This window comes from Nonomuraea sp. NPDC050786, from assembly GCF_040654115.1.
Taxonomy (GTDB): Bacteria; Actinomycetota; Actinomycetes; order Streptosporangiales; family Streptosporangiaceae; genus Nonomuraea.
Window position 1 is genome coordinate 120,354 of sequence record NZ_JBFAHJ010000023.1, and the last position, 26,689, is coordinate 147,042.

Here is a 26,689-nt window from a genome sequence, read left to right on the forward strand (position 1 = left end):
GCTGAACGCGACTTCGACCGGGCTCCGCCTCGGCCTTGAGTTCGTTTCATGGGCGGGAAGCGATACGAAGCCTTGACGGACGATTCGTACGTGTGCCGTCCGGTGAGTGGTGCACGAGTTGGGTGTCGAAATTCCCCATCGCCGAACGGCCGGTGGCGCTTTCGCGGGCTCTGCTTCCAGACATTCTTGGCGAGCGGAGGGAAGGGACGTCGTCGTGCTGCGGGCAGGCGACCTCGATGCCACCCGGGGGCGAACTCGCACCATACGGAGCTACGGCCTTCGGCATGGGCGGCGCTGGCGGCGCATGGTCGCCGGTACCTCCATCGAGCCGCTGCCGGGCGATCCTGCCTTCTCCGATGTCCGCCACATCGTTGTCAGCAGCCGTTCCGATGCCTAGGCCAGCGCCTCTGCAGTCGGCCGGCCCTGGCTTGTGGCAGCTGATCCAGCGAGCTGAGTCGCGGTCGGCGAACCTGTCCGAGCGGCCTGACGACTTCGAAGTGCTCGTTGCCGCATGCCGCAAGGGGAGTGACGTTCGCGTCGGCGTCACCGTTCAGGCTTTGTGAGCGATTGTGCGCCTGCTGTCGCCCGGGAACACCATGACCAGGATGTGCTGCGGCAGATCAGCTGCCCATACGGGTTCGCGGTAGTGCACGCGTACCCGGTAGTGTCCCTTTCCCGAGTACGCGAGATTAGGGAGACCGCCCGGCCCGGCCATGGGATCCACAATCACCATGTCCCCACCGGGACTCTCATAGCCGAGCTCGATCACCTTGTCCCAGGCCTTCACCTCGACGGGCGGCCGTCTCCGGTATGTCTCCACGGACAAACAAATCTGAGATTCAGCGCTCACCCCAATGGCCATGCGCCCCCGCGTACTGCCCACGAGACCATACTGTAAAAAGGGGTCATCGTCAGAAGTTTCGGTGTGATCCTCGAAAACCTCCAGGCCGGTCTCGGACCACATACGCTCATGCGCCACGGTCACCGCTCTGATCAGCGGCCGATGTCTCGATCGATCGCAAGCCGCCTGATTGGTTTTTTCCCGCTGCTCGATCTCCGCCTCTTCGGCCGCCAACTCGGTATCCCACTGCCGGGCGGCCGCAGGGCAAATAGGCACGATGAACGATATATCCACTCTCATGTGTGGATAGGCCGCGCATTGCCGACGGCCGTAGGCGAGCAGAAGATGATCGGGCATGCTGGCAAAGACCCGACGCGCGTTACAGAGAAACCCCAGCTCGTTCCTGAGCGCCAGGGGCTCCTCCGACCCACACGCCTCGCGTCCGGTGACAGGCCCGGTTGCCAGGTCCGCAACAGGCAAGAAGCACAACAGCCCTCCCGCTGCCACACCCGCCGCCCCCCGCCTGATCCACGGCTTACCCACAAGCCGCCGCAGTCGATGCCGAGGCACCCGCACGGCTGCCAGCGCACACAGCCCAGCCAGGGCGAGCGCGGCATCGGCGCTGAGAAAGACCCATACACCACGCAGAACGTTTAACTCGTGCAAGCTGACGCGGCAGTAGCGATCGACACCCACCTCCAGCGCCAGCGTCAACGCACCCGAGCCGTGGACCAGCAAGATGGCCACTGCTGACACCCGCGCGACAGCCCGGCCGATGGGCTCACGATCTCGCCTGAGACTCACCCAGTGGGCGACCAGAGCCAGGACCAGGACGAACACGCCCGCGTACCGCAGCGGTGTCCTCCAGCGGAGGATCGCCCAGACGCTCGAATCGAGCTCGAAGCCTGAGCAGAACCCCGGCTGCGACAGGAGCATGAGATTGCCTCCCGTGCGAGGAGCGGCGGCCCACATTCCGGCGACGGCCACGATCACAGCGGCGGCCCACCAAAGGCGCGATCTTGTTGACACAGCCGTCAACCTACCGTTCGGTCAACGGCGTAGAACCCCTCCCCACCAAAATGAATAGAGGTAGCAGAAAGGCACGAATTGTGCTGAGAGTGAGGAAGGGGAGTCGAGCTGGTCCCCCTCTCAAATGGTGAACGAGGGCTTTCTTGTCAAGGTCCCTGCTCGGCCTCATCCGGTAGGGAAATATGGCAACGGTGACGGCGCGGACCTCAGCGCCGGCAACACCTTCAGGGACGTGGCTTGGCCATGCGGGCGTGACGGGCGGCTTTGCGTGTCTCGGGAAGGACGTGGTGCTTGACGTAGGCGAGCTTGGTGGCCCGGTCACCGCCGACGACCTGGGCCCGGCCGGCCAGCATCGCCTTGAAGCCTTGCCGGGCGACCTGAACGCGACTGTTCTTCTTCGCGCCGGCGCCGAAGGCGGTGCTGTTCATGCCGGCGCGGGCGTGGAAGTCGCTGTCGGTGGCGCCGGGCAGCAAGGTGGTGACGCTCACGCCGTGCTCCTTGAGCTCCTCGCGCAGGGCCAGGGCGAACATACGGGTGAACGCCCGCGACGGGCCGTAGACGGTCTCGTACGGGGTCGGCAACGTGGCCGACAGCGAGGACGTGATCAGGATCCGTCCGCCGCGCTCGGCGGCCATGTGCCGGGCCACGCGCTTGGCCAGGTGGACCACCGAGGTGACGTTCAGGGCGATCAGCGCCATCTCGTCGTCCAGATCGGTGTCGAGGAAGGCGCCGCCGATGCTGCGTCCGGCGTTGAGCACGGCTGCCGCCAGCGGCCGTCCGGTGGCCTGCACGGCCTGCCAGACGTCCTCGACGCCGTCGTGGTCGGCGAGATCGGCCTGGACCGGGATGACATGAGCGCCGTCCTTCTCGAGATCGGCCGCGGCCTGGTGAATGCTGCCGCTACGCCCGGTGGCCACCAGGTCGTAGCCATGGCGGGCGAACAGCCGGGCCAGCTCGAAGCCGATCCCGGCCGATGCTCCTGTCACCAGCGCCAGCGGCCGGTCGGGCGAGCGGGGCGTGGTGCTGCTCATGAGCTGCTCCTCTGGGCTTGCGTGGTGCTATGCGGTTGACCAGGCGGGGCTGCCGCGGGCGCGTCCGCGCTCCAGCTGGCCAGCAGCCGCCAGGCGTCCTGCGAGGCCTGGTCGTCCTGGGCGGGCAGATAGAGAAACAGCGTCTGGTCGTCCTCACCGGGCATGGTGAAGGCCTGATAGTCGATGTTCACCGGCCCGACGAGCGGATGGTGGAAGCGTTTGTGGCCGAAGGTGCGATCCAGCACCTTGTGGTCGGCCCACCAGCGGCGGAAGTGCTCGCTCTTCATCGACAACTCTCCGACCAGTTCGGCGGTGCGGGTGTCGTCCGGGTGCCGGCCGGCGTCCAGCCGCAGGATCGCCGTCATCTCCGAGGCGATCTGCTCCCAGTCCAGGTACAGCTCGCGGGCGGCCGGGTCCAGGATGATCCAGCGGGTCAGGTTGCGTTCCCGGTAGGGCATGGCGTCGAAGTCGGCCATCAGCACCCGGCACAGGTGATTGGTGGCCAGGACGTCTCCCCGCCGGCCGAGGATGAACCCGGCCTGGTCGGTGAAGGAGTCCAGGAAGCGGCGCAGGCCCGGCCGGACCCGCTGGACCACGGGCGCGGCACGGTGGGCCCGGCCCGTCTGCGGCCGCACCAGGTCGGACAGGTGGGCACGCTCGGCGTCGTCCAGTCGCAGCGCCGTCGCGACCGCCTCCAGCACGCTCGGCGATGGGCTGATCTGGCGGCCCTGCTCCAGGCGCGTGTAGTAGTCGGTGCTCACCCCGGCGAGTTGGGCGACCTCTTCCCGCCGCAGGCCGGGCACGCGCCGGTAGGCACCGCGCTCGGGCAGCCCTGCCGACTCCGGGCTGATCCGGGCACGGCAGCGGCGCAGAAACTCGCTCAGGTCCTCATTACGTGCCATGTCCTACATCCTGTCTGCCCCACCACCCTGCTACCGGCCCGGTAGGAGGGTCGCCTTGTCCTAGGAAGCCGCTGCCCCCGCAGGTCAACGCCATGCTCAAGCCCCAGATCAGCCCCGGCGCCGGCACTTGGTGAGAGAAGATGACGCACCCGACCAGATCACCTGCAGGCTGATCGCGGGAAGAGCGCCGCCGCGCCGCATCCTAGGAAGCCGTTGGCCAGGAGAAGCAGCCCCCCGCACGGGGAGCTGTGTGGAGTGTGAGTGGTGGTGTGGAGGTATGGCGTGGTGAAGACCTGGTTCATCACTGGCAGCTCGACCTTTGCATCGGTGAGCCTGCAAGCCCGCCGCATCAGCCGCACCACACCCCTGTGACATGCCTCTTCCCACCGTCTGACGCTTACCGGCACGTAGCCCTGGTCTGCGGTGACGCGATCGTGTGAAGTTGGTGTCAGAGCTTTGCCGACGCCCGTTGGATGAGGTGATGAGTACCCCGAGTTCATGCGCCGCCGCTTCGGACCCGGCGCGCACCTGGTGAACCCGATCAGCTTCGTGCTCGCCCAGGTGCTCATCGCGGGGATCAACCTCTTCCTGCTCGCCACGGTGGTCAACGGCCTGCTCGGGTGGCCGCTGTGGGTGGTGCCGCTGCTCGCGGGGGCTATGAGGCGTGACCTGTGCCACGCTCCGGTCACGAAGAACGCCGTCGCCGCGTGGCTGAGGAGGGTAGTTCGGCCGTTGACGGGCCATCTGTCCGGAGCCTTCGATGCGCCGCGATCGCGCTGCCCTCAGTACGCCGCGAGCGTGAGCGCGTTGGCGGCCTGGTTGAGCGGCTTCATGATCGGCCGCATCGCCAGATCCTTCCACGGCAGGCGGTTGACCAGCCGCATCATCGTGGTCTGCATCCTGATCTGCCCTGGGCTGCCCGCGACCATCTGGGCGGCGTTGCTCGCGCCGAGCGCCACGTTGACATCCACGTACTCGCGCATCGCTTCCCGGTATCCGGCATAAGCCGCACGGTGGTCGCCCGCCGCCGCGTTCAGTTCGCCGGCCAGCACGTACGCGCCCACCAGCGCGAGGCTGGTGCCCTGCCCGGACAGCGGGGACGGGCTGTAGGCGGCGTCGCCGACCAGGGCGATCCGTCCGGTGGACCAGTGGTCCATGCGGACCTGGCTGACCGGCGTGAAGTAGAAGTCCGGCGAGTGCGGCATGGCCCGCAGCAGCGTGTCGGTCTCCCATCCGACGCCGGCGAACGCCTCGGTCAGTATCCGCTGCTGGGTGGCCCTGTCGAAGCGGTCGGGCAGGACGGTGGGGCTCGGGAAGACGAACTGCGCCTTCGCGGTGTCGGGCCGGGTGGCGTAGACGTTCACCACCTTGCCAGGCGTCGGATAGAGCAGCTCCCAATGGTCGAGCCCGAGATGGTTGGGGACAGTGAAGACGGCCGCGTGCATCCCGAGGGGGTGGACGTAGCGCTCCTCCGGACCGAACGCCAGGCGGCGCACGGTCGAGTGCAGGCCGTCGGCGCCGATGACGAGGGCGAAGCGGCGTGGCGGAGCGTGGCGGAAGGTGACGTCGACGCCGTCGGGGCCTTCATGGATTGCGGTGATGGTGTCGTCGAACAGGTACTCGCAGCTGTCGCGTGTCGCGTCGTAGAAGAGCCGGGCGAGGTCGCCACGCATCACCTCGTCGTCGCCGGGAGCGCGCATGCCGATGAGGTCGGGGCCCAGGGTGGCGAGTGGCTTGCCGCTCTTGGCGACCCACGAGCCGCCGCGGATGGCGGTGCTTGCCCGCCGTACGGCCTCCAGCATGCCCATCCGCTCGACGACCTGCATGGCCACGCCGCGCAGGTCGACCTTGTAGCCGCCTTCGCGCAGCGCGGGCGCCAGCTCGACCACGGTGGGGGTGAATCCGTAGCGGCGCAGCCAGTAGGCCAGAGCAGGACCGGCCACGCTGGCGCCGGAGATCAGAACGTTGCGGTTGGCGAGGTGCCGTGAGGTCGTCATGCCAGAGACCGTAACAGCATTGCCAGATCTTTGGCAACAAATTTCCAAATCTCATTGCCAGTACGCTGTCCAACTCGTCCGCTGCCGCCGGAGGGGTTGGCAACACATTGCCAGGGACTATCGTCGGCCCAGGACGAGATCGCCCGGCAGTACCTGACCGTCAGCAAGCCCGACGTCATCCTGGGCGGCGGTGAGGACTGGTGGCTGCCCGCCGGCACGCCGGGTGCCTGGCCGGACAAGCCCGCCGAGGATCCCGGCGAGGCCGGCAAGGCCTCACGCGGCGCTGACGAACCTCCAAGCCTCGTCGTTCCCACGTCACGTGGGAACGGCGAGGCTTCGTCTCCTCATAGAGCCACCGGCTACTAGGCGGGCAGGGGAGCGCCGGTTTCGAGGAGGGTCTTGAGGCTGGCGATCACCTCGGGCCACCCTCCGCTGACCATCTGCGCCACGGTGCTGCCGGGGTCGAAGTCGTCGTGGATGACGGTCAGCTTGACCCTGTCCCCGGCCGGCTCGATGTCGAACGTCACCTTCGACCGCCGCTCACCGGCCACCTTGTCCTGGAGCTCCTGGTCCCACCCGAACCGCTGGGCCAGCTCCGGCGTGAAGGTGTGCCAGGTGTAGGAGAGCCGGCGATAGGGCTCGGACTCCAGGACGACCTGCTCCGGATCGCTGATCACCACTCCGTGGTTGTCCCAGGTCATCGCGGACCCGGGCGTCCAGTCGGTCTTGAACGTCGTCTCCCAGTACCGCTGGGTGAAGGCGGGGTCGGTCAGCGCCTGCCACAGCCGTTCGGGCGTGGTGCCGATGTAGGTCGTGTACACGAACTCGGGCTTGTCCATCGGGGTCTCCTCCAGAACTCTCTTCAGATCAGCAAGGGCATCGACCCGAGCCTGGTCGTAACGGCTGATCCAGCGCTCGGCGATCTCGCTGATGGGCGCGGTGTTGAGGTAGTGCAGCTTCTCCCGGCCCCGCCACACGGTGGTCACCAGGTTGGCCGCCTCCAGCACCGCCAGGTGCTTGCTCACCGACTGCCGCGCCATGTCCAACTCGGCGCACAGCTCCCGCAGGGTCTGCCCGTTGCGGGCGTTGAGGCTGTCGAGCAGCCGCCGGCGACTGGCATCGGCCAGCGCCTTGAATACCTCATCCATCTCGCCATCCCGGATATGCAGCCATCTGGCTGCCCTTTCACTTTAGGCAGCCATTTGGCTGCATGTCAACGCCCGGTCCGCGGCTACTCGCTGCCTCGGCATGAATCCGCTGGTCAGGACCTGCCTGGGACAGGCGCCTCCCGGTTCCCGAAGCGCCCTCCGGCTGGTCGCCGGCCCCGGCAAGGCCGAAAGCAATGTGGCAGCACAGCGGTCGTACCGGCGTAGTGGGAGCCGGCGGCGAGCGCGTTCACATGCAGGCGCCCGGCCCCCATGTTCGGGGAGCCGGGCGCGGTCACGTCAGCGGGTTGGTTGGAACGGTCAGCTTGGGTCGGGCGGTCTTCCGGGTGAGGGATGAGGTTCTCTGACAGTTGCCGGGCGTGGAGCTTCACTGTGGGGTGGCCGGGGAGCGGTGAGCATGGGGGATTCTCCTTCGTATGCGGCGGTCGGCGGGTCAGCCCCGCGTCCCGGCGGCCTCGGTTTCCGCGCGTACGGCTCGCTGGGAGCGCAGTGTGAGTGCGGCGAGCAGGGCGCCGGCGCCGGCGATGGCGGCGGCTCCGACGAACGCGGCGGAGAAGCCGTTGGTGAGGGCGGGCAGGTTGCCGAGTTGGGCGGCGCCGTTGGCGGCGGCGACGGCGGTCATGGCGGCCAGGCCGAGGGCGGAGCCCACCTGGTAGCTGGTGTTGACGATGCCGGAGGCGAGGCCGCCCTCCTCGGGCCGGGCTGAGGAGATGGCCGTGCCCAGGGAGGGGATGAAGGCCAGCGACATGCCGAGCGCGGCGACGAGGCTGGCGGGCAGGACGTCGGCGGCGAAGCTGCCCTGGGGGCTGATCAGCGACAGCCAGGCCATGCCCGCGGCGAGCAGGACCAGGCCGGTGACGGTGGTCGCCTTGGGGCCGAACCGGTTGATGGCCCGGGGCGCCAGGACGATCATGCCGAGCATGATGAGGACGGTCATCGGCAGCAGGGCGGCGCCGCTGGGGAAGGCGCTGTAGCCGAGGACCTGCTGCAGGTAGAGGTTGAGGAAGAACCACATCGGGATCCAGGCTCCGCCGAGCAGGAGCTGGGTCAGGTTGGCGGCGGCGAGGTTGGACGTGCGGAAGATGGACAGCCGCATGAGCGGCTCCCGGCGGCGGGCCTGGACGGCGACGAACGCGCCCAGCAGCACTACGGCGCCGGCCAGTACGAGCCAGGTCTGCGCCGAGCCCCAGCCGACCTCGGGGGCGCGGACGATGGCGTAGACCGCGGCACCCAGGCCGGCGGTGACGGTCAGCGCGCCGATGACGTCGACGGTGCCGCGTCGAGGCTGGGCGGCGGGCATCAAGGGTGCGGTGGACAGTAGTGCGGCGAGCGCGATGGGGATGTTGATGTAGAAGACCCAGGGCCAGCTCAGGTACTCGGTGATGACACCGCCGAGGAACACGCCCGCGGTGCCGCCCGCCGGAGCGGCGGCGCCGTACAGGGCGAGGGCCTTGGTGAGCTCCTTGGGGTCGTGGCCGAACAGCATCATCAGCAGCGTCAGCGCCGACGGCGCGATCAGGGCCGCGCCGACGCCCTGCACGGCGCGACCGGTCAACTCGACCCACACCTCTGGGGCGATGCCGGCGACCAGTGAGCCGACGAGCAGGACGAGCCAGCCCGCGCCGAACAGTCTCCGGGCGCCGAACAGGTCCGACAGGCGACCGCCGAGCAGGAGAAGGCCGCCGAAGGCGACGACATAGGCATTGAAGACCCAGGACAGGCTCTCCTGGGAGAAGCCGAGGTCTTCCTGGATGCGGGGGAGGGCGACGCCGATGATCGACGTGTCCATGATGATGATGAACTGGGCCGTGGCGATCAGGGCCAGGGCCGTCCAGCGCCGCGGTGATGGTCCGGACATTGAGCACTCTCCAGAGAGTCGTTCCCTACGGGGTTGGGGTGCCGCAGAGATATACCTATAGGGGGTATGCGAGAAGAGATATATACACCCCGGGGGTATGTGTCAAGCGCGCGCTTGCCGCTTTGGGCGGTTCAGGGTGGGTGGGTGGTGGGGCCCGGGCGCGAGCGGCGATTCGGCGAGTGTCGCGGCCAGGTGGCGGCGGGCCCGTACGCGCCTGAGCGTTCTGCTGCGCGTATCTAGGTACTATGAGGCGTAGTTGTAAGGGAGCTGTGCTGCGGCGCCGCTATCGGGTCTTGTCGTGGGGAGGGGGCGTATGGGCTGGCTGGTCCAGCGACTGCCCCTTCCAGGCCGGCGATGGCTCTTGCCGGTGATGCTGGTGCTGGGTGTCTGCGGCATGCACACGCTCGGGCACCTCAGCTCTCACCACGGTGAGACTGCCTCGCCCGGCTCGTACACCATGTCCGTGGGCGTGAGCGCGCATGGCGGCGGGCAGCATCACGCTGAGCTCGCCGGAACGACCCCAGCTGTGGATGCGCCCAGCATGCCAAGCCTCGATCCGAGCGCTGTGTGCCTGGCCGTACTGTCCTCGATCGTTGCCCTGCTAGCTGCGGCGGCGTGGGCCGCGGCGCGGCGGTGGCGGGGCGAGTTGCCTGGTGGAGCGCCGTGGGCGGGCGGGGTGGCCAGGCCGCCGCCGCGCCGCCTGGCGCCCACTCTGACAGGGCTCTCGGTGATGCGTATATAGGCCGAACTATCCGCGGGCGGCCCCGGCGGTCGTCCGAGGTATCGGCTCATGTCCGCCAATCACCAGAGAGACCACTATGTTCACGAATATCAGGAAATACCCCGCCGTCGTCGTCACGTCGGGTGCGGTGCTGGCTCTGCTGACCGCTTGCGGTGGCACGGACAGCGGCTCCATGGGCGGGCATGGCATGTCCGCCGCGTCCAGCAGCGCTCCGGCCGCCACATCGGCGAGTGCCCAGCCGAGCGCCACCTTCAACGACGCGGACGTGATGTTCGCGCAGATGATGATCCCGCACCATCAGCAGGCGGTCGAGATGGCCGAGCTGGCTGACACGCGGGCGGCTGACAAGGAGATCAAGGACCTGGCGGCCAAGATCAAGGCGGCTCAGGATCCGGAGATCCAGACCATGCGGGGCTGGCTCACCGCTTGGGGCAAGCCGATGCCGTCCAGTGGCATGGACCACGGGATGGGGCATGACATGCCCGGGATGATGTCCGAGGAGGACATGAAGAAGCTTGAGGACGCCAAGGGTGGCGCGTTCGACAAGCAGTTCGCCCAGCTCATGATCGCTCACCACAACGGGGCGATCGAGATGGCGCGTACCGAGCAGTCCCAGGGGGCCGATCCTGCGGCCAAGGAACTGGCCAAGGCCATCGAGGCTGCCCAGCAGGCCGAGGTGGAGCAGATGAAGAAGATCCTCGAGCGGCTCTAGGCGTGGTTGTCGGCTGCCCGGCCACCGGGCAGCCGACGGGGCCCGTTGGTGACGACGCCCGGCGATCGGGGTGCTGTCATCGTGATCATCCCCGTGTGCTGTGGCACCGGTCACGGGAGCGCGGCGATGGCAGGCGGGCTGCCATGAGGTGCGAGTAATTCGTACAGGGATGTTCAGGTTGGCGGGAGTCGTGGTTAAAGTAACTCGTACAACCATGTTCGAGTTAAGGAGATTCCCGTGACTGACACGGCCAACCCGGCGCCGCCGGACTCGCGGCGATGGACCGCTCTTGTGCTGCTCTGCGTCGCTCAGTTCATGCTGATCCTGGACGTCACAGTGATCAACGTGGCGCTGCCGAGCATCGGCTCCGGTCTGGACCTCGACCGCGTCTGGCTCACCTGGGCCGTTACCGCCTACACGCTGTGCTTCGGTGGGCTCATGCTGCTGGGCGGCCGTCTTGGTGACGCCTTCGGCTCCCGTCGGATCCTGGTGGTCGGTCTGACGCTGTTCACCGTCGCCTCGCTGGTCACGGGTCTGGCCACCAGCGGGCCCGTGCTGATCGGGGGACGGCTTGCCCAGGGCGTGGGCGCGGCGCTGCTGTCCCCGTCCGCGCTGGCCACCATCACCCGCACCTTCCACGGCGCCGAACGCAACAAGGCGCTCGGCGCCTGGGCCGCGCTCGGCGGGGCCGGCTTCGCGGCGGGCGCGCTGCTCGGCGGGCTGCTGACCGCCTGGCCCGGCTGGCGCTGGGTGTTCTTCGTCAACGTCCCGGTCGGGCTGGTCGTCCTGGTGCTGCTGCCCCGCATGGTCGCGGCGGATCGTCCCGCACGCAGGCGGCGCGTCGACCTGCCCGGCGCCGTCCTGGCCACCGGATCGACCGCGGCCCTCATCTACGGCCTGGTCGACGCGGGCGATGCCGGATGGGGATCGCCTTCGACCCTGCTCGCGTTCGGTGGCGCCCTGGTGGGATACGTCGTGTTCGCGGTGGTCGAGCGGGCCACCGCCGAGCCGTTGATGGACGTACGCATCCTGGCCCGCCGGCCGGTCGCCACCGGCGCGTTCCTGATGCTGGCCGGCACCGTGCTGTTGCTGGCCATGGTCTTTCTCGGCTCGTTCTACCTGCAGCGGGTGCAGGGCATGTCCGCGCTGGTCACCGGATTGCTGTTCGTGCCGGTGGCGCTGGTGAGCGGGGTGGGCGGGCACCTGGCCGGGCACGTCATCCACCGGCACGGTGCGCGGGGTGCCGCCGCCGGCGGACTGCTGCTGGCCGCCGCGGGCACGACCGTCCTCGCCCTGGTGGGCGGCACGGCCTGGGTGGTCACGGGGCTGGCGATCGGTGCGGGCGGGATCGTCCTCACGTTCGTGGCCGCCACCACCACGGCGCTCGGGTACGTCTCGCACCACGAGGCCGGGCTCGCCTCCGGGGTGGTCAACACCTTCCACGAGATCGGCGGGTCGGTCGGTGTCGCGGTCGTGTCCACGATCGCCGCGCGCGGCATCGAGACCGGCACCGCCGGCGGTTTCCCCACCGCGTACGGGGTGGCGGCGGCCACGGCGCTCATCGCCGCCCTGATCGCGATCGCGCTCGTTCCGAAGGGCAAGGCGCATCTGCCCGAAGGTGTCGCTCTCCACTGAGCTCGTGAAAGAGCGCTCACGGGAGAGGCGATCGAGGGAACTTGGAATACGGTAGGGGGGTATGGTACGTTTAAGGAGTCGGAAGGAGGAGACATGGTCGGATACAGCGACAGCAAGCCGGACCAGCTGCGCCGGTTGCGCCGGATCGAGGGTCAGGTGCGCGGGTTGCAGCGGATGGTCGAGGACGACAAGTACTGCATCGACATCCTGACGCAGGTGTCGGCGGCCACCAGTGCCTTGCAGTCGGTCGCCATCTCTCTGCTGGAGGATCACCTGGCGCACTGTGTGGCCGAGGCCGCGGCAAAGGGCGGTCCCGAGGCTCAGGCCAAGGTCAAAGAGGCTTCCGACGCGATTGCGCGGCTCGTCCGCTCCTGACAGCACCGAACACACCGGAAAGGGTTGATCGATATGGCTACCGCTACCTACACCGTCAAGGGTATGACCTGCGGCCACTGCGTGAGCTCGGTGAAGGAAGAGGTCGGCGAGGTCGCCGGAGTCACCTCGGTGGAGGTCGACCTGGCCAGTGGCCTGCTGACCGTCGAGAGCGACAGCCCCGTGGACACGGCGACGATCGTTGCGGCCGTGGAGGAAGCGGGCTACGAGGTGGCGAATCCGGCATGAACGCGGCAGCAAAGCTTGGTTCCTATGTCCTGGGGCTGGCCGTCATCTTCGGCGGCGCCCTGGGCGTAGGGAACGCGGTAGGAGAGGTTGCCCCGGCCCCGGCGAAGTCAGAACACGGGACCAGCCATGCGACTCCCGCCACCGACAGCCACGGCGGCCATGAGCAGACCATCGCAACAGCGCAGGACAATACCCCTGGGGGGCTCCAAGTGTCCCAGAACGGCTACACCCTCAACCCCTTGACCACGATCAAGGCCGGCGAGCCCACGGACGTCCGCTTCACCGTGACGGGACCCGACGGCAGGCCGGTGACCGACTACCAGGTCCAGCACGACAAGAAGCTGCACTTCATCGTGGTCTCGCGGGATCTGGCGACATTCCAGCACGTACATCCGGAGATGGCCCCCGACGGGGTGTGGTCGGTGAAGCTGACGCTGGACGACCCGGGCGCTTACCGGGCCTTCGCCGACTTCGCTCCCACGGGCGGGAGCGGCCTGACGCTCGGCGCGGACCTGCTGGTCGCCGGGGACTACAAGCCGCAGCCCCTGCCCCAGGTGGTTCGGACGGCCGAGGTGGACGGCTACACGGTCTCCCTGGCGGGTGATCTCGTGCCGGGGCAGGCGAGCAAGCTCACGCTGAGCGTGAGCAAGGACGGCAAGCCGGTCACGGATCTGCAGCCGTATCTTGGAGCGTACGGACATCTGGTCGCGTTGCGGGCGGGTGATCTGGCCTACCTGCACGTGCACCCGGATGGCGAGCCGGGCGACGGCAAGACGGCGGCCGGACCGGAGATCACCTTCTACGCCGAGGTGCCCAGCGGCGGCGGCTACCGGCTGTTCCTGGACTTCCAGCACGACGGCAAGGTCCGCACCGCGGACTTCACCGCCCGAGCCGGGAGCGGACAGCCCCGCCCCACGGCAGAGCCGAGCGCCGGCCCGTCTCACGGCAACCACGCGCACTGATCGCAGGACATGGAAGAAAGGAGACGTGATGTCGTCCCTGACTGAAAGCAGGGCTGTCGAGCTGTCGATCGGCGGCATGACCTGCGCGTCCTGCGCCAACCGGATCGAACGCAAGCTCAACAAGCTCGACGGCGTGAGCGCGACGGTCAACTATGCGACGGAGAAGGCGAAGGTCACCTTCCCCGAGGGCGTGGATCCGCGGCAGCTGATCGCCGAGGTGGAGAAGGCCGGCTACACCGCCGAACTGCCCGCTCCACCCGATACCCCAGCGCGGGAAGAGCCGCAGGACGAGCTCAAGCCGCTGCGCGAGCGGTTGATCACCGCGGTGGTGCTGAGCGTGCCGGTGGTCGCGATGGCGATGGTTCCGGCGTTGCAGTTCACGAACTGGCAGTGGCTGTCGCTGGTGCTGGCGGCTCCGGTGGTGGTGTACGCGGGCTGGCCCTTCCACAAGGCGGCGTGGACGAACCTGCGGCACGGCGCCGCCACCATGGACACGTTGATCTCGGTCGGTACGCTGGCCGCACTCGGCTGGTCGCTGTGGGCGCTGTTCTTCGGCACCGCGGGCACACCCGGGATGACGCACCCGTTCGCGTTCTCCATCGAGCGCACGGACGGCTCGGGCAACATCTACCTGGAGACCGCGGCGGCGGTGACCGCGTTCATCCTGGCCGGCCGCTACTTCGAGTCCCGGTCCAAGCGGCGGGCGGGGGCGGCGCTGCGGACGCTGCTGGAGCTGGGCGCCAAGGAGGTGGAGCTGGCCGACGGCCGCCGCATCCCCATCGAGCAGCTCCACACGGGTGACACGTTCGTGGTCCGGCCGGGCGAGAAGATCGCCACCGATGGTGTGATCGTCGACGGTAGTTCGGCGGTGGACGCCTCCATGCTGACCGGTGAGTCGGTGCCGGTGGAGGTGCGGCCGGGTGATGCGGTGACCGGGGCGACGGTGAACGCGGGCGGCCGCCTGATCGTCCGGGCCACCCGGGTGGGTGCGGACACCCAACTCGCTCAGATGGCCAAGCTGGTGGAGGAGGCGCAGACCGGCAAGGCCGCCGTGCAGCGGCTGGCCGACCGGATCTCCGGGGTGTTCGTGCCGGTGGTGATCGCGCTGGCCGTCGGGACGCTCGGGTTCTGGCTCGGCACCGGTAACGGCACGGCGGCGGCGTTCACCGCCGCGGTGGCGGTGCTGATCATCGCCTGCCCGTGCGCGCTGGGCCTGGCCACGCCGACGGCGTTGCTGGTCGGCACCGGCCGGGGTGCGCAGCTCGGCATCCTGATCAAGGGGCCGGAGGTGCTGGAGTCCACCCGTAAGGTCGACACCGTCGTGCTGGACAAGACCGGCACGGTCACCGAGGGCAAGATGACCCTGGTCGCCGTCCACCTGGCCGACGGGGAGAACCGCGAGGAGGTGCTGCGGTTGGCGGGTGCGCTGGAGCACGCTTCCGAGCACCCGATCGCGCAGGCCATCGCCCGCGAAGCCGGCTCCGACGCCACGGTCGAGGACTTCGCCAACGTCGAGGGGCTCGGCGTGCAGGGCATCGTGGACGGGCACGCGGTGCTGGTCGGCCGGCCCCGGCTGCTGGCCGAATGGTCGCAGCACCTGCCCGCCGAGCTGGAGCGCACGCTGGGTGAGGAGCAGGCGGCGGGCCGCACCGCGGTGGCGGTCGGCTGGGACGGCCAGGCGCGGGCGGTGCTGGTGGTGGCCGATGTGGTCAAGCCCACCAGCAGGCAGGCGATCGCCGAGTTGCGGGCGCTGGGCCTGACGCCGGTGCTGCTGACCGGTGACAACGAGGCGGTCGCCAGGACGGTGGCGGCCGAGGTGGGCATCGATGAGGTGATCGCCGAGGTGCTGCCCGCCGACAAGGTGGAGGTGGTCAAGAGGTTGCAGTCCGAGGGCAAGGTCGTGGCCATGGTGGGTGACGGGGTCAACGACGCCGCCGCGCTGGCCCAGGCCGACCTGGGGCTGGCGATGGGGACCGGCACCGACGCCGCCATCGAGGCCTCCGACCTGACCCTCGTCCGCGGTGATCTGCGGGTGGCGGCTGATGCGCTGCGGCTGTCGCGCCGTACGCTGTCGACGATCAAGGGCAACCTGTTCTGGGCGTTCGCCTACAACGTGGCCGCCCTGCCGCTGGCGGCGCTCGGGCTGCTGAACCCGATGATCGCCGGGGCTGCGATGGCGTTCTCCAGTGTCTTCGTGGTCAGCAACAGCCTGCGGCTACGCCGCTTCACGTGACAGAACCGCTCCCTGTGGCCGAAGGCGATCAACGCCTTCGGCCACTTTGCGCGCATTGACCCCGGTGCGGTGCCGAGCCGCAGCTCGACGTCGCGTCGTCCGATCGAGATGGGGAGGTGGCGTGCCGGGTGCGGCAGTCGAGCCCGAGCCGCCCACCACCAGGGGGAAGAGAAGAGGCGTCGCGGACGGGGGATGTCGTCGAAATCGTTCCGTCCGCAGGCGCCGGGGTGGTGAGGGTGAGCGGCTGATCGCGAGGGTGTGGCCGCCGGCGTGCGGAAGCGGTGGTCACGGCCCAGTCGGTGTTCGGTCTGCGGCGGCGGAAGGGCGGGGCAGGCGGAGCCCTTTGAGGGCGAGTGCGTTGACCGCGACGATGAAGCTCGATCCGGACATCGACAGGGCCGCGATCTCCGGTCGCAGCACCAGGCCGAAGGCGGGTTCGAAGACGCCGGCCGCGATCGGCAGCGCGATGGTGTTGTAGCCGATCGCCCAGCCCAGGTTCTGGCGCATCTTGCGCAACGTGCCGCGGCCGATGGCCAGCGCCGTCGGGACGTCGAGCGGGTCGGAGCGCATGAGCACCACGTCGGCGGTCTCGATGGCGACGTCGGTGCCGGCGCCGATCGCGATGCCCAGGTCGGCCTGGGCCAGCGCCGGGGCGTCGTTGACGCCGTCGCCGACCATCGCGACCTTGCGTCCGTCGCTCTGCAGCTCGGTGATCCGGGCGGCCTTGTCGCCCGGCAGCACGTCGGCGATCACCGTGTCGATGCCGAGCTGATCGGCGATCCGCCGGGCGGTGGCCTCGTTGTCGCCGGTCAGCATGACGACCTCGACGCCGGCCTCGTGCAGCGCCGCGACCGCGGCCGCCGAGCTGTCGCGGGGGGCGTCGGCGATGCCGATCACCCCGGCCGCGCGCCCGTCCACGGCGGCGATGACCGCGGTGCGCCCGCCCGCCGCCAGTTCCTCACGCCGTACGGCCAGGGCGCCCAGGTCGATACGTTCGACCTGCATGAGTTTCGTGTTGCCCACCACGACCCGACGCCCGTCCACCTGAGCCGTCGCGCCGTGACCTGGGACGTTCTCGAAGCCGGTGGCTCGCAGGACGCCGGGGGCGTGCGCGTCGGCGTAGCGGAGCACGGCCGCGGCCAGCGGGTGCTCGGACTCCCGCTCGACGGCGGCAACCAGCCGCAGCAGTTCGGCCTCCGCCAGGCCGTCGACGATCACATCGGTGACCTCCGGCTCGCCCCTGGTGAGGGTGCCGGTCTTGTCCATGACCACGGTCTGGATGCGGGCCGAGGTCTCCAGCGCCAGAGCGTTCTTGAAGAGCACGCCACGCTTGGCGCCGAGGCCGGTGCCCACCATGATCGCGGTTGGGGTGGCCAGGCCGAGCGCGTCGGGGCAGGTGATCACGACGACCGTGATGGCGAAGAGCATCGCCGTTCCTGCTGTTGCGCCCGCCACCAGCCAGGCCGCCAGCGTCAGCCCGCCGCCGATGAGCGCGACGAGGACCAGCCAGAACGCCGCCCGGTCCGCCAGGCGCTGCCCGGGTGCCTTGGAGTTCTGGGCCTGCTGGACGAGCTTGACGATCTGGGCCAGGGCGGTGTCGGCGCCGACCTTGGTGGCCCGTACGCGCAGGGTGCCGTTCTTGTTGATGGTCGCGCCGACCACCGGGGAGCCGGGGGCTTTGTGCACCGGCAGGCTCTCGCCGGTGACCATCGACTCGTCGACCTCGCTCTCGCCCTCCACGACCTCGCCGTCGACGGCGATCTTCGCGCCGGGACGGACCAGCAGCACGTCCCCGGCCACGACCTCGGCCGTGGGGACCTCCACCTGCTCACCGTCGCGGATCACCACGGCCTTGGGCGGGGCCAGGTCGAGCAGCGCCCGGATGGCGTCGTTGGCGCCGCCTCTGGCCCGCATCTCGAACCAGTGCCCCAGCAGCACGAACGCCGCCAGTACGGTCGCGGCCTCGTAGAACACCTCGCCGCCGCCGGTCAGCGTGATGTACAGCGAGTACAGCCAGCCCGCTCCGATCGCCACGGCGACCAGCACCATCATGTCCAGCGTGCGCGCCCGCAACGCCCGTACGGCGCCGTCGAAGAAGATCCATGACGAGTAGAAGATCACCGGCAGGCTGAGCAGCAGCGCCCACACGTCCTCGCGCAGCCCGAACGGCACCGGCACGTCCAGTCCCAGCACCTCGCGGCCGATGGGCGACCAGATCAGGATCGGGACCGACAGCACGGCCGCCACCAGGAACCGGTTGCGCATGTCGGCCGCCATGGCCGCCATCGACATGGCGCCGTGGCCGCCGTGCCCCGTCATCTCGTGCGGAGACGCACCCGCCGCCGCTTCATGCTCGGCAGCGTGCTCCAGAACCGCGTGCTCGTCGCCTGGCGGGTCGGGCTCCAGCATGGGATCGCAGACGTGCGACGGCACGGACTGCCCCGCGCAGTGATAGCCGCACTCCCGCACCCAGCGGCGAAGCTCGGCCAAGGACGTGGCCCTCGGATCGAACACCACGGTGGCGGTCTGCCCGACCGGGTTCACCTCGACCTCGATCACTCCAGGGCGACGGCTCAGGACGGCACGCACGACGTTCTGCTCCGAGGCCCACTGCAGGCCGCTCACGTCGAGAACCGCTGTGCTGCGATCTTTGGTATCCCCGGTCGTCATGGCTCTCCTCGATACCCGCCGGTGGCACTCGATCTACCATTGGCCATAGTAGACGTTGTGTCCGGAGATGTCGTAGAGCGACGTCAAGGACTCCGATTTATGCTCGTACGTGGGGCGAGGGCGACAAGGGGCGTCCGGTCGGTGATCGTAGTCAGAGCGTTTCGCGCGCCGTGATCGCCCGCTTGAGCTTGATCAGGTCCTTGGGGGAGTTGACCGCGACGGCGCCCACCAGTACGCCGTCCCGCGTGAAGGCCACGGCGAAGCGGTCGTCTTCCGGGGAGCCGGCGGCGATGCTCGCCGCGTCCGCGAGGTGCGGCAGTCCGGCCGTCTGGATGCGGGCGCCGTGCACATGGGTGGCGAAGTTCGGCACGTCCAGGAATGGCTGGGCGTTCTCCGGCCCGGCCAGCAGGTTGCGGGCGGCGACCGCGCCCTGCTCGTTGGCGTTGGACCAGTGCTCGATGCGTACCATCTCCCCGTCGAAGAGGCCGTGCGGCCAGCGTGCGACATCCCCTGCGGCCACGATGTCGGTCGACTTCGCGGCGAACAGCGTCGGTTCGCAGAGCACGCCGTCGTCCACGGACAGGCCGCTGCCGTCCAGCCATTCGGTGTTCGGCGCCACGCCCATGCCGCCGATGACCAGGTCCGCGGCTATGGTGCGGCCGTCGTCGAGCCGTACCTGGCCGCCGTTCACGGCGGTGACCCGGACGTTCGTGACGAGTTCGACGCCGTTCCGCTCGTGGTGCGCGGCCAGCCAGCGTGACGCCTCCTCTCCCAGCCCGGCGTGCATGGGGTACGGCGCCGAGTCGACCAGGGTGACTTTCCTGCCGAGCCGCCGTGCCGTGGAGGCCACCTCGCCGCCGATGAAGCCGCCCCCGATGACCAGCACGTGCTCGTGTCCCGACTCCAGTCGGGCGCGTAGTGCCAGCGCGTCGTCGAGGGTGCGCAGGGTGTGCACGCCGTCGAGCCGGCGCGGGCGCGCGCCGCTGGCGATGACGAGACCGTCGTAGCGGACCTCGGCGCCGTCGTCGAGGGTGACCGTCCGGTTCCGGGCGTCAAGGCGTACGGCCTGCCGCCCGCGTAGCCACTGGTCGCCGAGCTCTTCCGCGCCGGGGAGCGTGACGTCGTCGTCGCCCTGCAGCACGCTCTTCGAGAGCGGTGGGCGGTTGTAGGGCGCGTGCGTCTCGGCGCCGACCAGGGTGATCTCGCCCTCGAAGCCCTCCCGGCGCAGCGCCTGCACGGCCCGCAGTCCCGCCAGCGAAGCGCCGACAACGGTGATTTCGTTGAGTCTGCTCATGTCTTTGACCATACCTATGGGGGGTATAACGGCGGCAATGTGATATGGATCTCACATACCCCTGGGCCGTATACCTTGCCTTGAGAATGATCACGGCGTACCGTCTCCTCTGCATACCTACAGGGGGTATGGAAAGGAGATGTGGCGATGAGCACGAGCACGTACAAGGTGTCGGGGATGACCTGCGGCGGGTGCGCCGGCAAGGTGAAGACCGAGATCGGCAAGGTCGCCGGGGTCTCCTCCGTGGATGTCGAGCTGGCGACCGGACAGGTGACGGTGACCTCGGACGGTCCGCTTGACGACGCGGAGATCAGGAACGTTGTGGAAGAGGTCGGGTACGAAGTGGTCGCCGGCTGAAGCGCCGAGGTGCCGGCAGCGGGGTCCTGGGCTGACAGGAGAAGAGATGTGGGTCGGTGGCCCGCACCCGAAGGGGTGCGGGCCGTCCGGATCAGACCTCCAGCTTCTCCTCGATGGTCCGGAGTTGGTGCCGGGCCATCGCCAGGTTGCCGCGCGCACGGTCGAGGGCCAGGTAGAGGAAGAGACCCTTGCCCCCACGCCCCGTGATCGGCCGGATGATGTGGTACTGGCCGCCCAGCGTGATGAGGATGTCCTCGATGCTGTCCTTGAGGCCGAGCGAGTCCATCGTGCGGAGCTTTGCCTTGACCACCTCGGTGTTGCCGGCGGCGGCGACCTGGAGGTCCAGGTCCTTGGAGCCGCCGAGCGTGCCCAGCGCCATGCCGCTGCCGTGATCGACGATCGCCGCTCCGGCCGCGCCGTCGATCGTCATCATCTCCTTGAGAGAGACGTCCATGCTGGCCATTGCTTCCTCCCTTTCCCTACCAGGGGCTGGTTCGGTGTTGACGTGCTGCGACGGCGGCCACCGCGGCAGCCGTCTTCCTGCCCTCCAGCCGCAGCAGCCCGACGTTCGCGCCGGGGCCGGCCAGGACTGTGAGGACGATCGTGGGGCCGGCGGCATAGAAGGCCACGAAGCCGGCGGCGCCCGAGATGAGGGTCTCCTCGAACGTCCCTTGGCCGGTCATGGTCAGCATCCGCCTGCTCATCGCGAGTAGCGCCGCGGACAACGCCGCGGCCTGCTCGCCGCGGTCTCCTTCGAGGTCGCAGGCGACCTGCAGGCCGTCCACGGTGCAGGCGACGCTTCCGTTCACGTCCGGCGTGCGCTCCCGCAGGAGCGCCATTTCCTCCAGAATCGGTTTCTGCAGCTCCACGGGCGGCCTCCTCCTGAGTCCGGGGAACCTCACGGCAGCTCCTCCAGTGCCTTCTTCAGCCGCAGCAGCAGCGCCGGATCGGCCGGATCTCCCGTGGTAGGCGGTCCGACCGGCTGGGCCGGCGCTTCGGGATCGTGCGGCGGCCTCGCGTAGGGGTGGCGCGCCCGCTTCGGCAGCTGTCCGGCCCTGGGCTCCTCGTCCGCCTCGGTCGGCTCGGGGCGCATCACGGCCGGCGCGGCGTGGCCCGCTTCCGGCGGGTCGAGCAGGCCCGCGGCCGCCAGCCGCCTGACCGCCAGCAGGACCGAGTAGCCCGATCGGCCGAGCTGATGGGCCAGCTCCAAGGGCGTGGACTTGCGGTCGGCCCCGACGATCACTTCCCACTGGACCCGGCTCAGCGTCACCCCGTCGCCCGGCAGCCACGCCACCGGTCGCACCGGCAGCGCGTCGACGTCCGCGTACGGCCAGATCTCGGCGAGCCGCGCCCGCCGCCGCTCGCACTCGCGCACGAGCCCCGGCACGTCGAAGAACCATTGCCCCCCGAGCCAGTGCTGCTCCCCGGGGCGGAACTTGGGGCGGGTCCCGCTGATCGGGAGCAGGAAGAGGGCCGCGTCCAGGACCACGCCCAGCACCGCGTACTGCAGTTCGCCGGCGGTGACGGCCCCCTCCGCGAGGAGTCGCTCGCAGCCGCCGTCCTCCCTGAACCCCCGCAGCACCGCCTCCGTCGTCCGGCCCCTGGCGGTGAGCAGGCGCTCGACGTTCGGGGTCTGCGCGTACTCCATGTACGTCACGCGCCCGTCAGCGAGGAAGATCGTGCCGTTCCTGCCGAGGCGCAGCGCGCCCGTGGAGCGCTCGCGCGCCAGGCCGGCAAGGAGTGCGTCGAGCCTGGTCATGGCTCACGTCGTCAGCTGGCTGGAGATGGACCGCAGGCGGTGCCGGGCGAGGGCGAGGTTGGATCGTTCCAGGTCAAGATGTACGTAGATGACAAGCGGCCCCTCGAAGACCGTCTCCAGCGGCCTGAACAGGTGGTGACCCTTGTCCGTGGTGACGAGCATGTCATCGATGCGTACGACCTCGCCGGGGCAGGTGCGGGCAAGGCCGTCGGTCGTGGCCCGCAGCGCCTCCGTCAGTGCGGCGGCCGACCGTTCGGCGTCCACGACCGAGGTGCTGCTGCAGGCCACCGCCATGCCGCTGGTGTGGTCGACCAGCATGGCGTCCAGCGCCCCCGGTATGGACATGACCTCTGCCAGGCAGGTGTCGATTCCGAGCACGTGACCTCCTCGCCGTCAGTGGAACGGAGACAGCGTAGAGGTAATAAATGGCGCTCAAGCTGCCTATAGCACTCGAGATTTGTTTTTTATGCGACCAGGGTGCAGGAAAACCACTCCAATACGCATTTCTATGCTATTTACGAATTATTTTCGCGAATCTGGACGGATGCGGCGCCGCTCGGGCGTGAACACTCTCGGGGCGATCGGTGAACAGGGAACGATGGATCCCGCAAGAGAAGGCAGCCGATGGCACGCAGAGCGACGGCGAGAGCCGTGACATGACCCAGGTGACGCAACAGGCGACTGACGCCGCGCTCGTCGAACGCTCCTTACGGCAGCCGGAGTGCTTCGCCGCGCTGTTCAACCGCCACTACTCGGCCATTCACGGCTACGCCGAGCGCCGGCTGTCGCGCCCGCTGGCCGATGACATCGCCGCCGAGACGTTCCTGATCGCGTTCGACCGGCGTGACACCTATGACCTGTCCCGGCCGGACGCGCGGCCCTGGCTGTACGGGATCGCCTCGAACCTGATCTCTCGCCACCGCCGGACCGAGATCCGGCAGTACCGGGCGCTGGCCAGGACGGATGTGCGGGAGGTCGGTGAGGACCACGCCGAGCGGGTCGCGGACTCGCTCGATGCCTCCGCCGCGCGCGGTCGGCTGGCCGCGGCCCTGGCCGAGCTGTCGGCCAGGGACCGGGACGTGCTGCTGCTGGTGGCCTGGGCCGAGCTGACTTCCGACGAGGTCGGCAGGGCGCTCGGCGTGCCGGCGGGCACGGTCCGCTCGCGGCTGCACCGAGCCCGTACGAAGATCCGCGCCGTCCTGGACGCGGCGCCCACCAGGAAGGAGCGTTGATCATGGGCGACTACTCGCAGGCCGATCTGGAGGCGCTCCGCCAGGCGTGGCCACAGCCCGCTCCGCCATCTCCCGACGCCCGTACCGCCGCGAGGGACGCGCTCCTCCAACGGGCCGCGGCGACTGCGCCTCGGCGAACACGGCGCGTTCGCCTGCCGAGGGCGGGCCGGCGGGCCGTCACGATCGGCATGCTCGCTGCCGTGCTCTCGGCGGTCGCGCTGGTGGTCGACCCCACCGCTGTCGAGGCGCCGCGCTCGATCGTGCCGGGAATGGCGCTGCCCGCCGCCAACGCCCAGGCGCTGCTCGGCCGGGCAGCCGAGGCCGCTGGGCGTCGCGCGTTCACCGCCCCCCGGCCTGACCAGTGGGTCTACATCGCAACGCGCGTGCAGGGCGTGAAGCAGGCCGCGCCGGGCGAGGTGCAGACCGCGCGAACGCCGCTGGAGAGCAGAGTGGATCGGGCATGGACGCGGGCCGACGGCAAGGAGCTGGCCCTCTACGAGGACGGCAAACTGGTTCGCTCGGCTACCGGCGGTGGCATGCCTCCCGTGGATTACGCCACGGTGGCGGCGCTGCCCACGGATCCGGACGCGCTGCTGGCGTGGGTGTACGCGAACATGGGCGACCTGCGCAATCTGGGGGCGGACGGGCAGGTCGTGGCCTACCGGTTGCTCGGCTCGATGCTCGCCCAGAACCTGGTGCCTCCGGCGCAGGAGGCGGCCGTCTACCGGGCCATGGCCAAGATCCCTGGAGTGACGGTGAACCCCGAAGCGGTGGACGTCGATGGGCGTCCGGCGGTGGCGGTGGCCTGTGTCGAAGACGGCTGGGTGAGCCACGAACTGCTGCTCGACCGCGCCACCTACACCTACCTGGGCGAGCGCGCCATCGCCGGCGCCGACCACACCGCTCCGGAACCGGGCGTCCGCGTGGAAGACGGCCGGAAGATCATCAACATGGGCCCCTCCTACACGATCAAGAAGGGGACGATTCTGACGCTCGCTGTCCGTCTGGACATCGGGGTCACCGATCGACCTGGGGTAAGGCCTTGAGCGGTGGGCGCCGGCGCGGGTGGGCGCCGGCCGGGGCGTCGCTGCTGCTGGCGGTCCCTTCGGCCGCCAACCTGGCCGGCGGGCCCGGCTGGATCTGGACGCCGTGGCTCCCGCCGCCGCTGCTCGACCTGCTGGCGCGGGCGGGACTGCTCGACGCGTGGCTGGTGACGGATCTCCTCGCCGCCTCGGGCGTCCTGGGAGCGGCCGGGGTGGCGGCGCACGTGGCGGGGGAGCGAACCGCCGGCGCGCTGCTGCTCGCCGCGGTCTCGGCGATCAGCCTCACCGCCGCCGTGATCGGAGGCGGCTGGTTCTCCGCATGGTACGGGGCGGCATACGCCGCGGCGCTGATGCTGCTCCGTACTTCCGGGCGGCCAAGGCCGCCGGCCCTGGACGCCGCGGCCGCGGATTGACTTCGAGCACGCTCCAAAACCTAGCGTTGAGGTGTGACGACAACACTGATCACTGGAGCGAACAAGGGGCTCGGCTTCGAGACTGCCCGCCGGCTCAGCGCCGCGGGCCACACCGTCTACATCGGAAGCCGGGACGCCGAACGCGGGCGCCGTGCCGCCGAGCAGCTGGGTGTGCGCGCGGTCCAGCTCGATGTCACCGACGACGCGTCCGTGGCGGCCGCGGCGAGGGCCATCGAGGCCGGCGGAGGGCTGGACGTGCTGATCAACAACGCCGGCATCCAGGAAGAGATCGGTGCGGACGGCGTCGTGGCCGGTGCCGCGGACGTGACCGCCGACATGATGCGGCGCACGTTCGAGACGAACGTCTTCGGCACGGTGCGCGTCCTCCATGCCTTTCTCCCGCTGCTGCAGCGTTCGGCCGCCCCGGTCGTGGTCAACGTCAGCAGCGGTCTGGCCTCGCTGACGCGGTCCGCCACCCCGGGCGCCCCGGGGTACGCCTATCCGGGTGTCGCGTATCCGGCGTCCAAGACCGCGGTCAACATGATCACCGTGCGGTACGCCACGGCGTTCCCGAACATGCGGATCAACGCGGTGGAGCCCGGCTACACCAAGACCGACCTGAACAGGAACATGGGCCTTCAGACCGTCGAGCAGGGCGCCGAAATCATCGTGCGCATGGCGCAGGTCGGCCCTGACGGCCCCACCGGAGGCTACTTCGACGCTGAAGGCACAGTTCCCTGGTAATCCGAACCGGGCCGTCACGACACGGGGGAAATGTCCGGCATATGTCCTTCTAATGACCTTTCATTCTTAGCTGTTTCTGCGAGGACTGCTTCAGGGGTGTGCATTGCGAATGCCATGCCTGACGTAAATCCATGAACCTGGGGGCGGGGGAGATGGCCAGACTCGACCTGTACCAGGACATCACGCGGGCCGTACGCGGGTTTCCGTTGCCGCCGATGTCAGCGGTTCCGCTGGTCCAGCAGCTCTTCACGCCGAGGCGGACATGACGGTGTCGAGCAGGCAGGGGTCGAGCCGTTCGCCGTAGGCGGCGGCGTAGCGCTTGCGTCCATACGGCCCAACGTATCCAGACAGACCAGGCGGAGATCGTACGAATCGGACAGGTTGCAAGTCGTGTTCGGGCTAGCATCGGGCCATGCCGTTGACCGCGAACCACGTCGACCGGTTCGAGGCGTCCAGGCCGCGCCTGGAGGCCATCGCCTACCGCCTCCTCGGCTCCGCCACGGAGGCCGAGGACGCCGTGCAGGAGACGTTCCTGCGCTGGCAGGCCGCCGACGTCGGCCGCATCGAGGTCCCCGAGGCCTGGCTGACGAAGGTCCTCACCAACCTCTGCCTCAACGAGCTCACCTCCGCGCGGGCGCGCCGCGAGACCTACGTGGGCCGATGGCTTCCCGAGCCGCTGCTCGCCGGGGATCCGATGCTCGGCCCGGCCGACACCGCCGAGCAGCGCGAGTCGGTCTCGTACGCGGTCCTCACCCTCATGGAGCGCCTCGCCCCCAACGAGCGGGCGGTGTACGTGCTGCGGGAGGCCTTCGACTACCCGCACCGGGAGATCGCCGACATCCTCGACATCAGCGAGGCCGCCAGCCAGCAGATCTTCCACCGCGCCAAGAAGCACGTCGCGGACGGCAAGGTCCGCACCGAGGTCGACGAGGCCGCCGCCCGGCGGATCGTCGAGGAGTTTCTGGCGGCCGCCACCAGCGGCCAGACCGAGCCGCTCGTGCGCCTGCTCACCAAGGACGTCATCTCGGTCGGCGACGGCGGTGGGAAGGTGCCGGCCCGCGCCAAGGCGTTCGAGGGCGCCGTCGCGGTCGCGAGGTTCCTGTGGGGCCTGTTCAAACCGGGGGAGGCCAAGCGCGCCTTGTACGGCGGCATGCCCGAGGTCTACGCCTGGACCGCCAACGGCGACCCCGCCGTCGTGGCCGTCGTGGACGGCCGGGTCGTCGGCGTCATGTGCCTGGAGGTCACCCCCGAGGGCATCACCGCCTTCCGCAGCCAGGTCAACCCCGACAAGCTCGAACGCGCGACCGCGCACTGGGCGGCCGCCGACCACGGAGAGCCCCTGCCCAACGCCCTCTGAGCGCCATGTGAGGTGCTTCACATCGTGTTCCTGTCAGGAAACGGCCGGCTGCCCGGTTCAAGAGGCAAACCCGCGCAACGACAGGGGCAAG

24 protein-coding genes are annotated in these 26,689 nt (G+C 69.4%); 12 read left to right on the forward strand and 12 right to left on the reverse strand.

The window, feature by feature from the left end; genetic code table 11:
• Positions 1–550: 550 nt before the first annotated feature.
• The 6 genes from AB0H84_RS34455 to AB0H84_RS34480 form a co-directional block, all read right to left on the reverse strand.
• Positions 551–1,834, reverse strand: coding sequence for a hypothetical protein (locus AB0H84_RS34455; RefSeq protein ID WP_357613736.1), 1,284 nt, complete (start codon positions 1,832–1,834; stop codon positions 551–553).
• Positions 1,835–2,094: 260 nt separating this feature from the next.
• Positions 2,095–2,901, reverse strand: coding sequence for an SDR family NAD(P)-dependent oxidoreductase (locus tag AB0H84_RS34460; RefSeq protein ID WP_357613739.1), 807 nt, complete (start codon positions 2,899–2,901; stop codon positions 2,095–2,097).
• The gene (locus tag AB0H84_RS34465) at positions 2,898–3,803 is read right to left on the reverse strand and encodes a helix-turn-helix transcriptional regulator (RefSeq protein WP_357613742.1); all 906 of its coding nucleotides are present in this window, start codon (positions 3,801–3,803) and stop codon (positions 2,898–2,900) included. Before AB0H84_RS34465 ends, AB0H84_RS34460 begins: the two co-directional genes overlap by 4 nt.
• Before the next feature lie 782 nt (positions 3,804–4,585).
• The gene (locus AB0H84_RS34470; RefSeq protein ID WP_357613745.1) at positions 4,586–5,800 is read right to left on the reverse strand and encodes an FAD-dependent monooxygenase; all 1,215 of its coding nucleotides are present in this window, start codon (positions 5,798–5,800) and stop codon (positions 4,586–4,588) included.
• Between the two features lie 362 nt (positions 5,801–6,162).
• Entirely contained in the window at positions 6,163–6,948 is a 786-nt protein-coding gene (locus AB0H84_RS34475) for a metalloregulator ArsR/SmtB family transcription factor (RefSeq protein ID WP_357613748.1), read from the reverse strand.
• Between the two features lie 451 nt (positions 6,949–7,399).
• The gene (locus tag AB0H84_RS34480; protein ID WP_357613751.1) at positions 7,400–8,824 is read right to left on the reverse strand and encodes an MFS transporter; all 1,425 of its coding nucleotides are present in this window, start codon (positions 8,822–8,824) and stop codon (positions 7,400–7,402) included.
• Between the two features lie 818 nt (positions 8,825–9,642).
• Between AB0H84_RS34480 and AB0H84_RS34485 the strand changes: the two genes are divergently transcribed.
• From AB0H84_RS34485 to AB0H84_RS34510, 6 genes are all read left to right on the forward strand, one after another.
• Positions 9,643–10,278, forward strand: a complete 636-nt coding sequence (locus AB0H84_RS34485) for a DUF305 domain-containing protein (RefSeq protein ID WP_357613754.1) — start codon at positions 9,643–9,645, stop codon at positions 10,276–10,278.
• 237 nt (positions 10,279–10,515) lie between these two features.
• Positions 10,516–11,913 (forward strand): MFS transporter, encoded by a 1,398-nt coding sequence (locus tag AB0H84_RS34490; RefSeq protein ID WP_357613757.1) that lies wholly within the window; start codon positions 10,516–10,518, stop codon positions 11,911–11,913.
• Positions 11,914–12,006: 93 nt separating this feature from the next.
• A complete protein-coding gene (locus AB0H84_RS34495; RefSeq protein ID WP_357613760.1) occupies positions 12,007–12,288 on the forward strand; it encodes a metal-sensitive transcriptional regulator in 282 nt (93 codons plus the stop codon).
• Positions 12,289–12,321: 33 nt separating this feature from the next.
• Complete coding sequence (locus AB0H84_RS34500) at positions 12,322–12,534, forward strand: copper ion binding protein (RefSeq protein ID WP_357613763.1); 213 nt, start codon at positions 12,322–12,324, stop codon at positions 12,532–12,534.
• Positions 12,531–13,496 carry a hypothetical protein gene (locus AB0H84_RS34505; RefSeq protein ID WP_357613766.1) on the forward strand — a complete coding sequence of 322 codons (966 nt, stop codon included), beginning with the start codon at positions 12,531–12,533 and terminating at the stop codon, positions 13,494–13,496. Before AB0H84_RS34500 ends, AB0H84_RS34505 begins: the two co-directional genes overlap by 4 nt.
• A 28-nt stretch (positions 13,497–13,524) precedes the next feature.
• The gene (locus AB0H84_RS34510) at positions 13,525–15,729 is read left to right on the forward strand and encodes a heavy metal translocating P-type ATPase (protein ID WP_357613769.1); all 2,205 of its coding nucleotides are present in this window, start codon (positions 13,525–13,527) and stop codon (positions 15,727–15,729) included.
• 285 nt (positions 15,730–16,014) lie between these two features.
• Here the strand turns inward: AB0H84_RS34510 and AB0H84_RS34515 are convergent, their stop codons facing one another.
• Entirely contained in the window at positions 16,015–18,399 is a 2,385-nt protein-coding gene (locus AB0H84_RS34515; protein WP_357613772.1) for a heavy metal translocating P-type ATPase, read from the reverse strand.
• Between the two features lie 151 nt (positions 18,400–18,550).
• Positions 18,551–19,693, reverse strand: coding sequence for an FAD/NAD(P)-binding oxidoreductase (locus AB0H84_RS34520; protein WP_357613774.1), 1,143 nt, complete (start codon positions 19,691–19,693; stop codon positions 18,551–18,553).
• 147 nt (positions 19,694–19,840) lie between these two features.
• Between AB0H84_RS34520 and AB0H84_RS34525 the strand changes: the two genes are divergently transcribed.
• Positions 19,841–20,050 carry a heavy-metal-associated domain-containing protein gene (locus AB0H84_RS34525; RefSeq protein ID WP_357613776.1) on the forward strand — a complete coding sequence of 70 codons (210 nt, stop codon included), beginning with the start codon at positions 19,841–19,843 and terminating at the stop codon, positions 20,048–20,050.
• 91 nt (positions 20,051–20,141) lie between these two features.
• Here the strand turns inward: AB0H84_RS34525 and AB0H84_RS34530 are convergent, their stop codons facing one another.
• From AB0H84_RS34530 to AB0H84_RS34545, 4 genes are read right to left on the reverse strand one after another with little or no spacing between them, the layout of a single operon-like run.
• On the reverse strand, positions 20,142–20,513 hold the full coding sequence (locus tag AB0H84_RS34530) for a hypothetical protein (protein ID WP_357613778.1): 372 nt from the start codon (positions 20,511–20,513) through the stop codon (positions 20,142–20,144).
• A gap of 16 nt (positions 20,514–20,529) precedes the next feature.
• The gene (locus tag AB0H84_RS34535) at positions 20,530–20,919 is read right to left on the reverse strand and encodes a roadblock/LC7 domain-containing protein (RefSeq protein ID WP_357613780.1); all 390 of its coding nucleotides are present in this window, start codon (positions 20,917–20,919) and stop codon (positions 20,530–20,532) included.
• Between the two features lie 29 nt (positions 20,920–20,948).
• Positions 20,949–21,809: a hypothetical protein gene (locus tag AB0H84_RS34540; RefSeq protein ID WP_357613783.1), complete on the reverse strand. Its 861-nt coding sequence runs from the start codon at positions 21,807–21,809 to the stop codon at positions 20,949–20,951.
• Positions 21,810–21,812: 3 nt separating this feature from the next.
• Entirely contained in the window at positions 21,813–22,187 is a 375-nt protein-coding gene (locus AB0H84_RS34545; RefSeq protein WP_357613786.1) for a roadblock/LC7 domain-containing protein, read from the reverse strand.
• Positions 22,188–22,393: 206 nt separating this feature from the next.
• On the opposite strand from AB0H84_RS34545, the gene AB0H84_RS34550 reads away from it, so the two are divergent.
• The 5 genes from AB0H84_RS34550 (at position 22,394) to AB0H84_RS34570 (ending at position 26,598) form a co-directional block, all read left to right on the forward strand.
• Positions 22,394–23,041 (forward strand): sigma-70 family RNA polymerase sigma factor, encoded by a 648-nt coding sequence (locus AB0H84_RS34550; protein ID WP_357613789.1) that lies wholly within the window; start codon positions 22,394–22,396, stop codon positions 23,039–23,041.
• A gap of 2 nt (positions 23,042–23,043) precedes the next feature.
• Positions 23,044–24,087, forward strand: coding sequence for a CU044_5270 family protein (locus AB0H84_RS34555; protein ID WP_357613792.1), 1,044 nt, complete (start codon positions 23,044–23,046; stop codon positions 24,085–24,087).
• Positions 24,084–24,497 (forward strand): hypothetical protein, encoded by a 414-nt coding sequence (locus tag AB0H84_RS34560; RefSeq protein ID WP_357613795.1) that lies wholly within the window; start codon positions 24,084–24,086, stop codon positions 24,495–24,497. The genes AB0H84_RS34555 and AB0H84_RS34560 overlap by 4 nt, the downstream gene beginning before the upstream one ends.
• Positions 24,498–24,530: 33 nt before the next feature.
• Positions 24,531–25,241: an SDR family NAD(P)-dependent oxidoreductase gene (locus AB0H84_RS34565; RefSeq protein WP_357613798.1), complete on the forward strand. Its 711-nt coding sequence runs from the start codon at positions 24,531–24,533 to the stop codon at positions 25,239–25,241.
• A 412-nt stretch (positions 25,242–25,653) separates the two neighbouring features.
• Complete coding sequence (locus AB0H84_RS34570) at positions 25,654–26,598, forward strand: RNA polymerase sigma-70 factor (protein WP_357613801.1); 945 nt, start codon at positions 25,654–25,656, stop codon at positions 26,596–26,598.
• The last annotated feature ends 91 nt before the right edge of the window (positions 26,599–26,689 follow it).

Coding starts and splice junctions, on each gene's coding strand:
- AB0H84_RS34460 (WP_357613739.1), bottom strand. CDS start 2,901: ATGAGCAGCACCACGCCCCGCTCGCCCGACCGGCCGCTGGCGCTGGTG.
- AB0H84_RS34465 (WP_357613742.1), bottom strand. CDS start 3,803: ATGGCACGTAATGAGGACCTGAGCGAGTTTCTGCGCCGCTGCCGTGCC.
- AB0H84_RS34470 (WP_357613745.1), bottom strand. CDS start 5,800: ATGACGACCTCACGGCACCTCGCCAACCGCAACGTTCTGATCTCCGGC.
- AB0H84_RS34475 (WP_357613748.1), bottom strand. CDS start 6,948: ATGGATGAGGTATTCAAGGCGCTGGCCGATGCCAGTCGCCGGCGGCTG.
- AB0H84_RS34480 (WP_357613751.1), bottom strand. CDS start 8,824: ATGTCCGGACCATCACCGCGGCGCTGGACGGCCCTGGCCCTGATCGCC.
- AB0H84_RS34485 (WP_357613754.1), top strand. CDS start 9,643: ATGTTCACGAATATCAGGAAATACCCCGCCGTCGTCGTCACGTCGGGT.
- AB0H84_RS34495 (WP_357613760.1), top strand. CDS start 12,007: ATGGTCGGATACAGCGACAGCAAGCCGGACCAGCTGCGCCGGTTGCGC.
- AB0H84_RS34500 (WP_357613763.1), top strand. CDS start 12,322: ATGGCTACCGCTACCTACACCGTCAAGGGTATGACCTGCGGCCACTGC.
- AB0H84_RS34505 (WP_357613766.1), top strand. CDS start 12,531: ATGAACGCGGCAGCAAAGCTTGGTTCCTATGTCCTGGGGCTGGCCGTC.
- AB0H84_RS34510 (WP_357613769.1), top strand. CDS start 13,525: ATGTCGTCCCTGACTGAAAGCAGGGCTGTCGAGCTGTCGATCGGCGGC.
- AB0H84_RS34515 (WP_357613772.1), bottom strand. CDS start 18,399: ATGACGACCGGGGATACCAAAGATCGCAGCACAGCGGTTCTCGACGTG.
- AB0H84_RS34520 (WP_357613774.1), bottom strand. CDS start 19,693: ATGAGCAGACTCAACGAAATCACCGTTGTCGGCGCTTCGCTGGCGGGA.
- AB0H84_RS34525 (WP_357613776.1), top strand. CDS start 19,841: ATGAGCACGAGCACGTACAAGGTGTCGGGGATGACCTGCGGCGGGTGC.
- AB0H84_RS34530 (WP_357613778.1), bottom strand. CDS start 20,513: ATGGCCAGCATGGACGTCTCTCTCAAGGAGATGATGACGATCGACGGC.
- AB0H84_RS34540 (WP_357613783.1), bottom strand. CDS start 21,809: ATGACCAGGCTCGACGCACTCCTTGCCGGCCTGGCGCGCGAGCGCTCC.
- AB0H84_RS34555 (WP_357613792.1), top strand. CDS start 23,044: ATGGGCGACTACTCGCAGGCCGATCTGGAGGCGCTCCGCCAGGCGTGG.
- AB0H84_RS34570 (WP_357613801.1), top strand. CDS start 25,654: ATGCCGTTGACCGCGAACCACGTCGACCGGTTCGAGGCGTCCAGGCCG.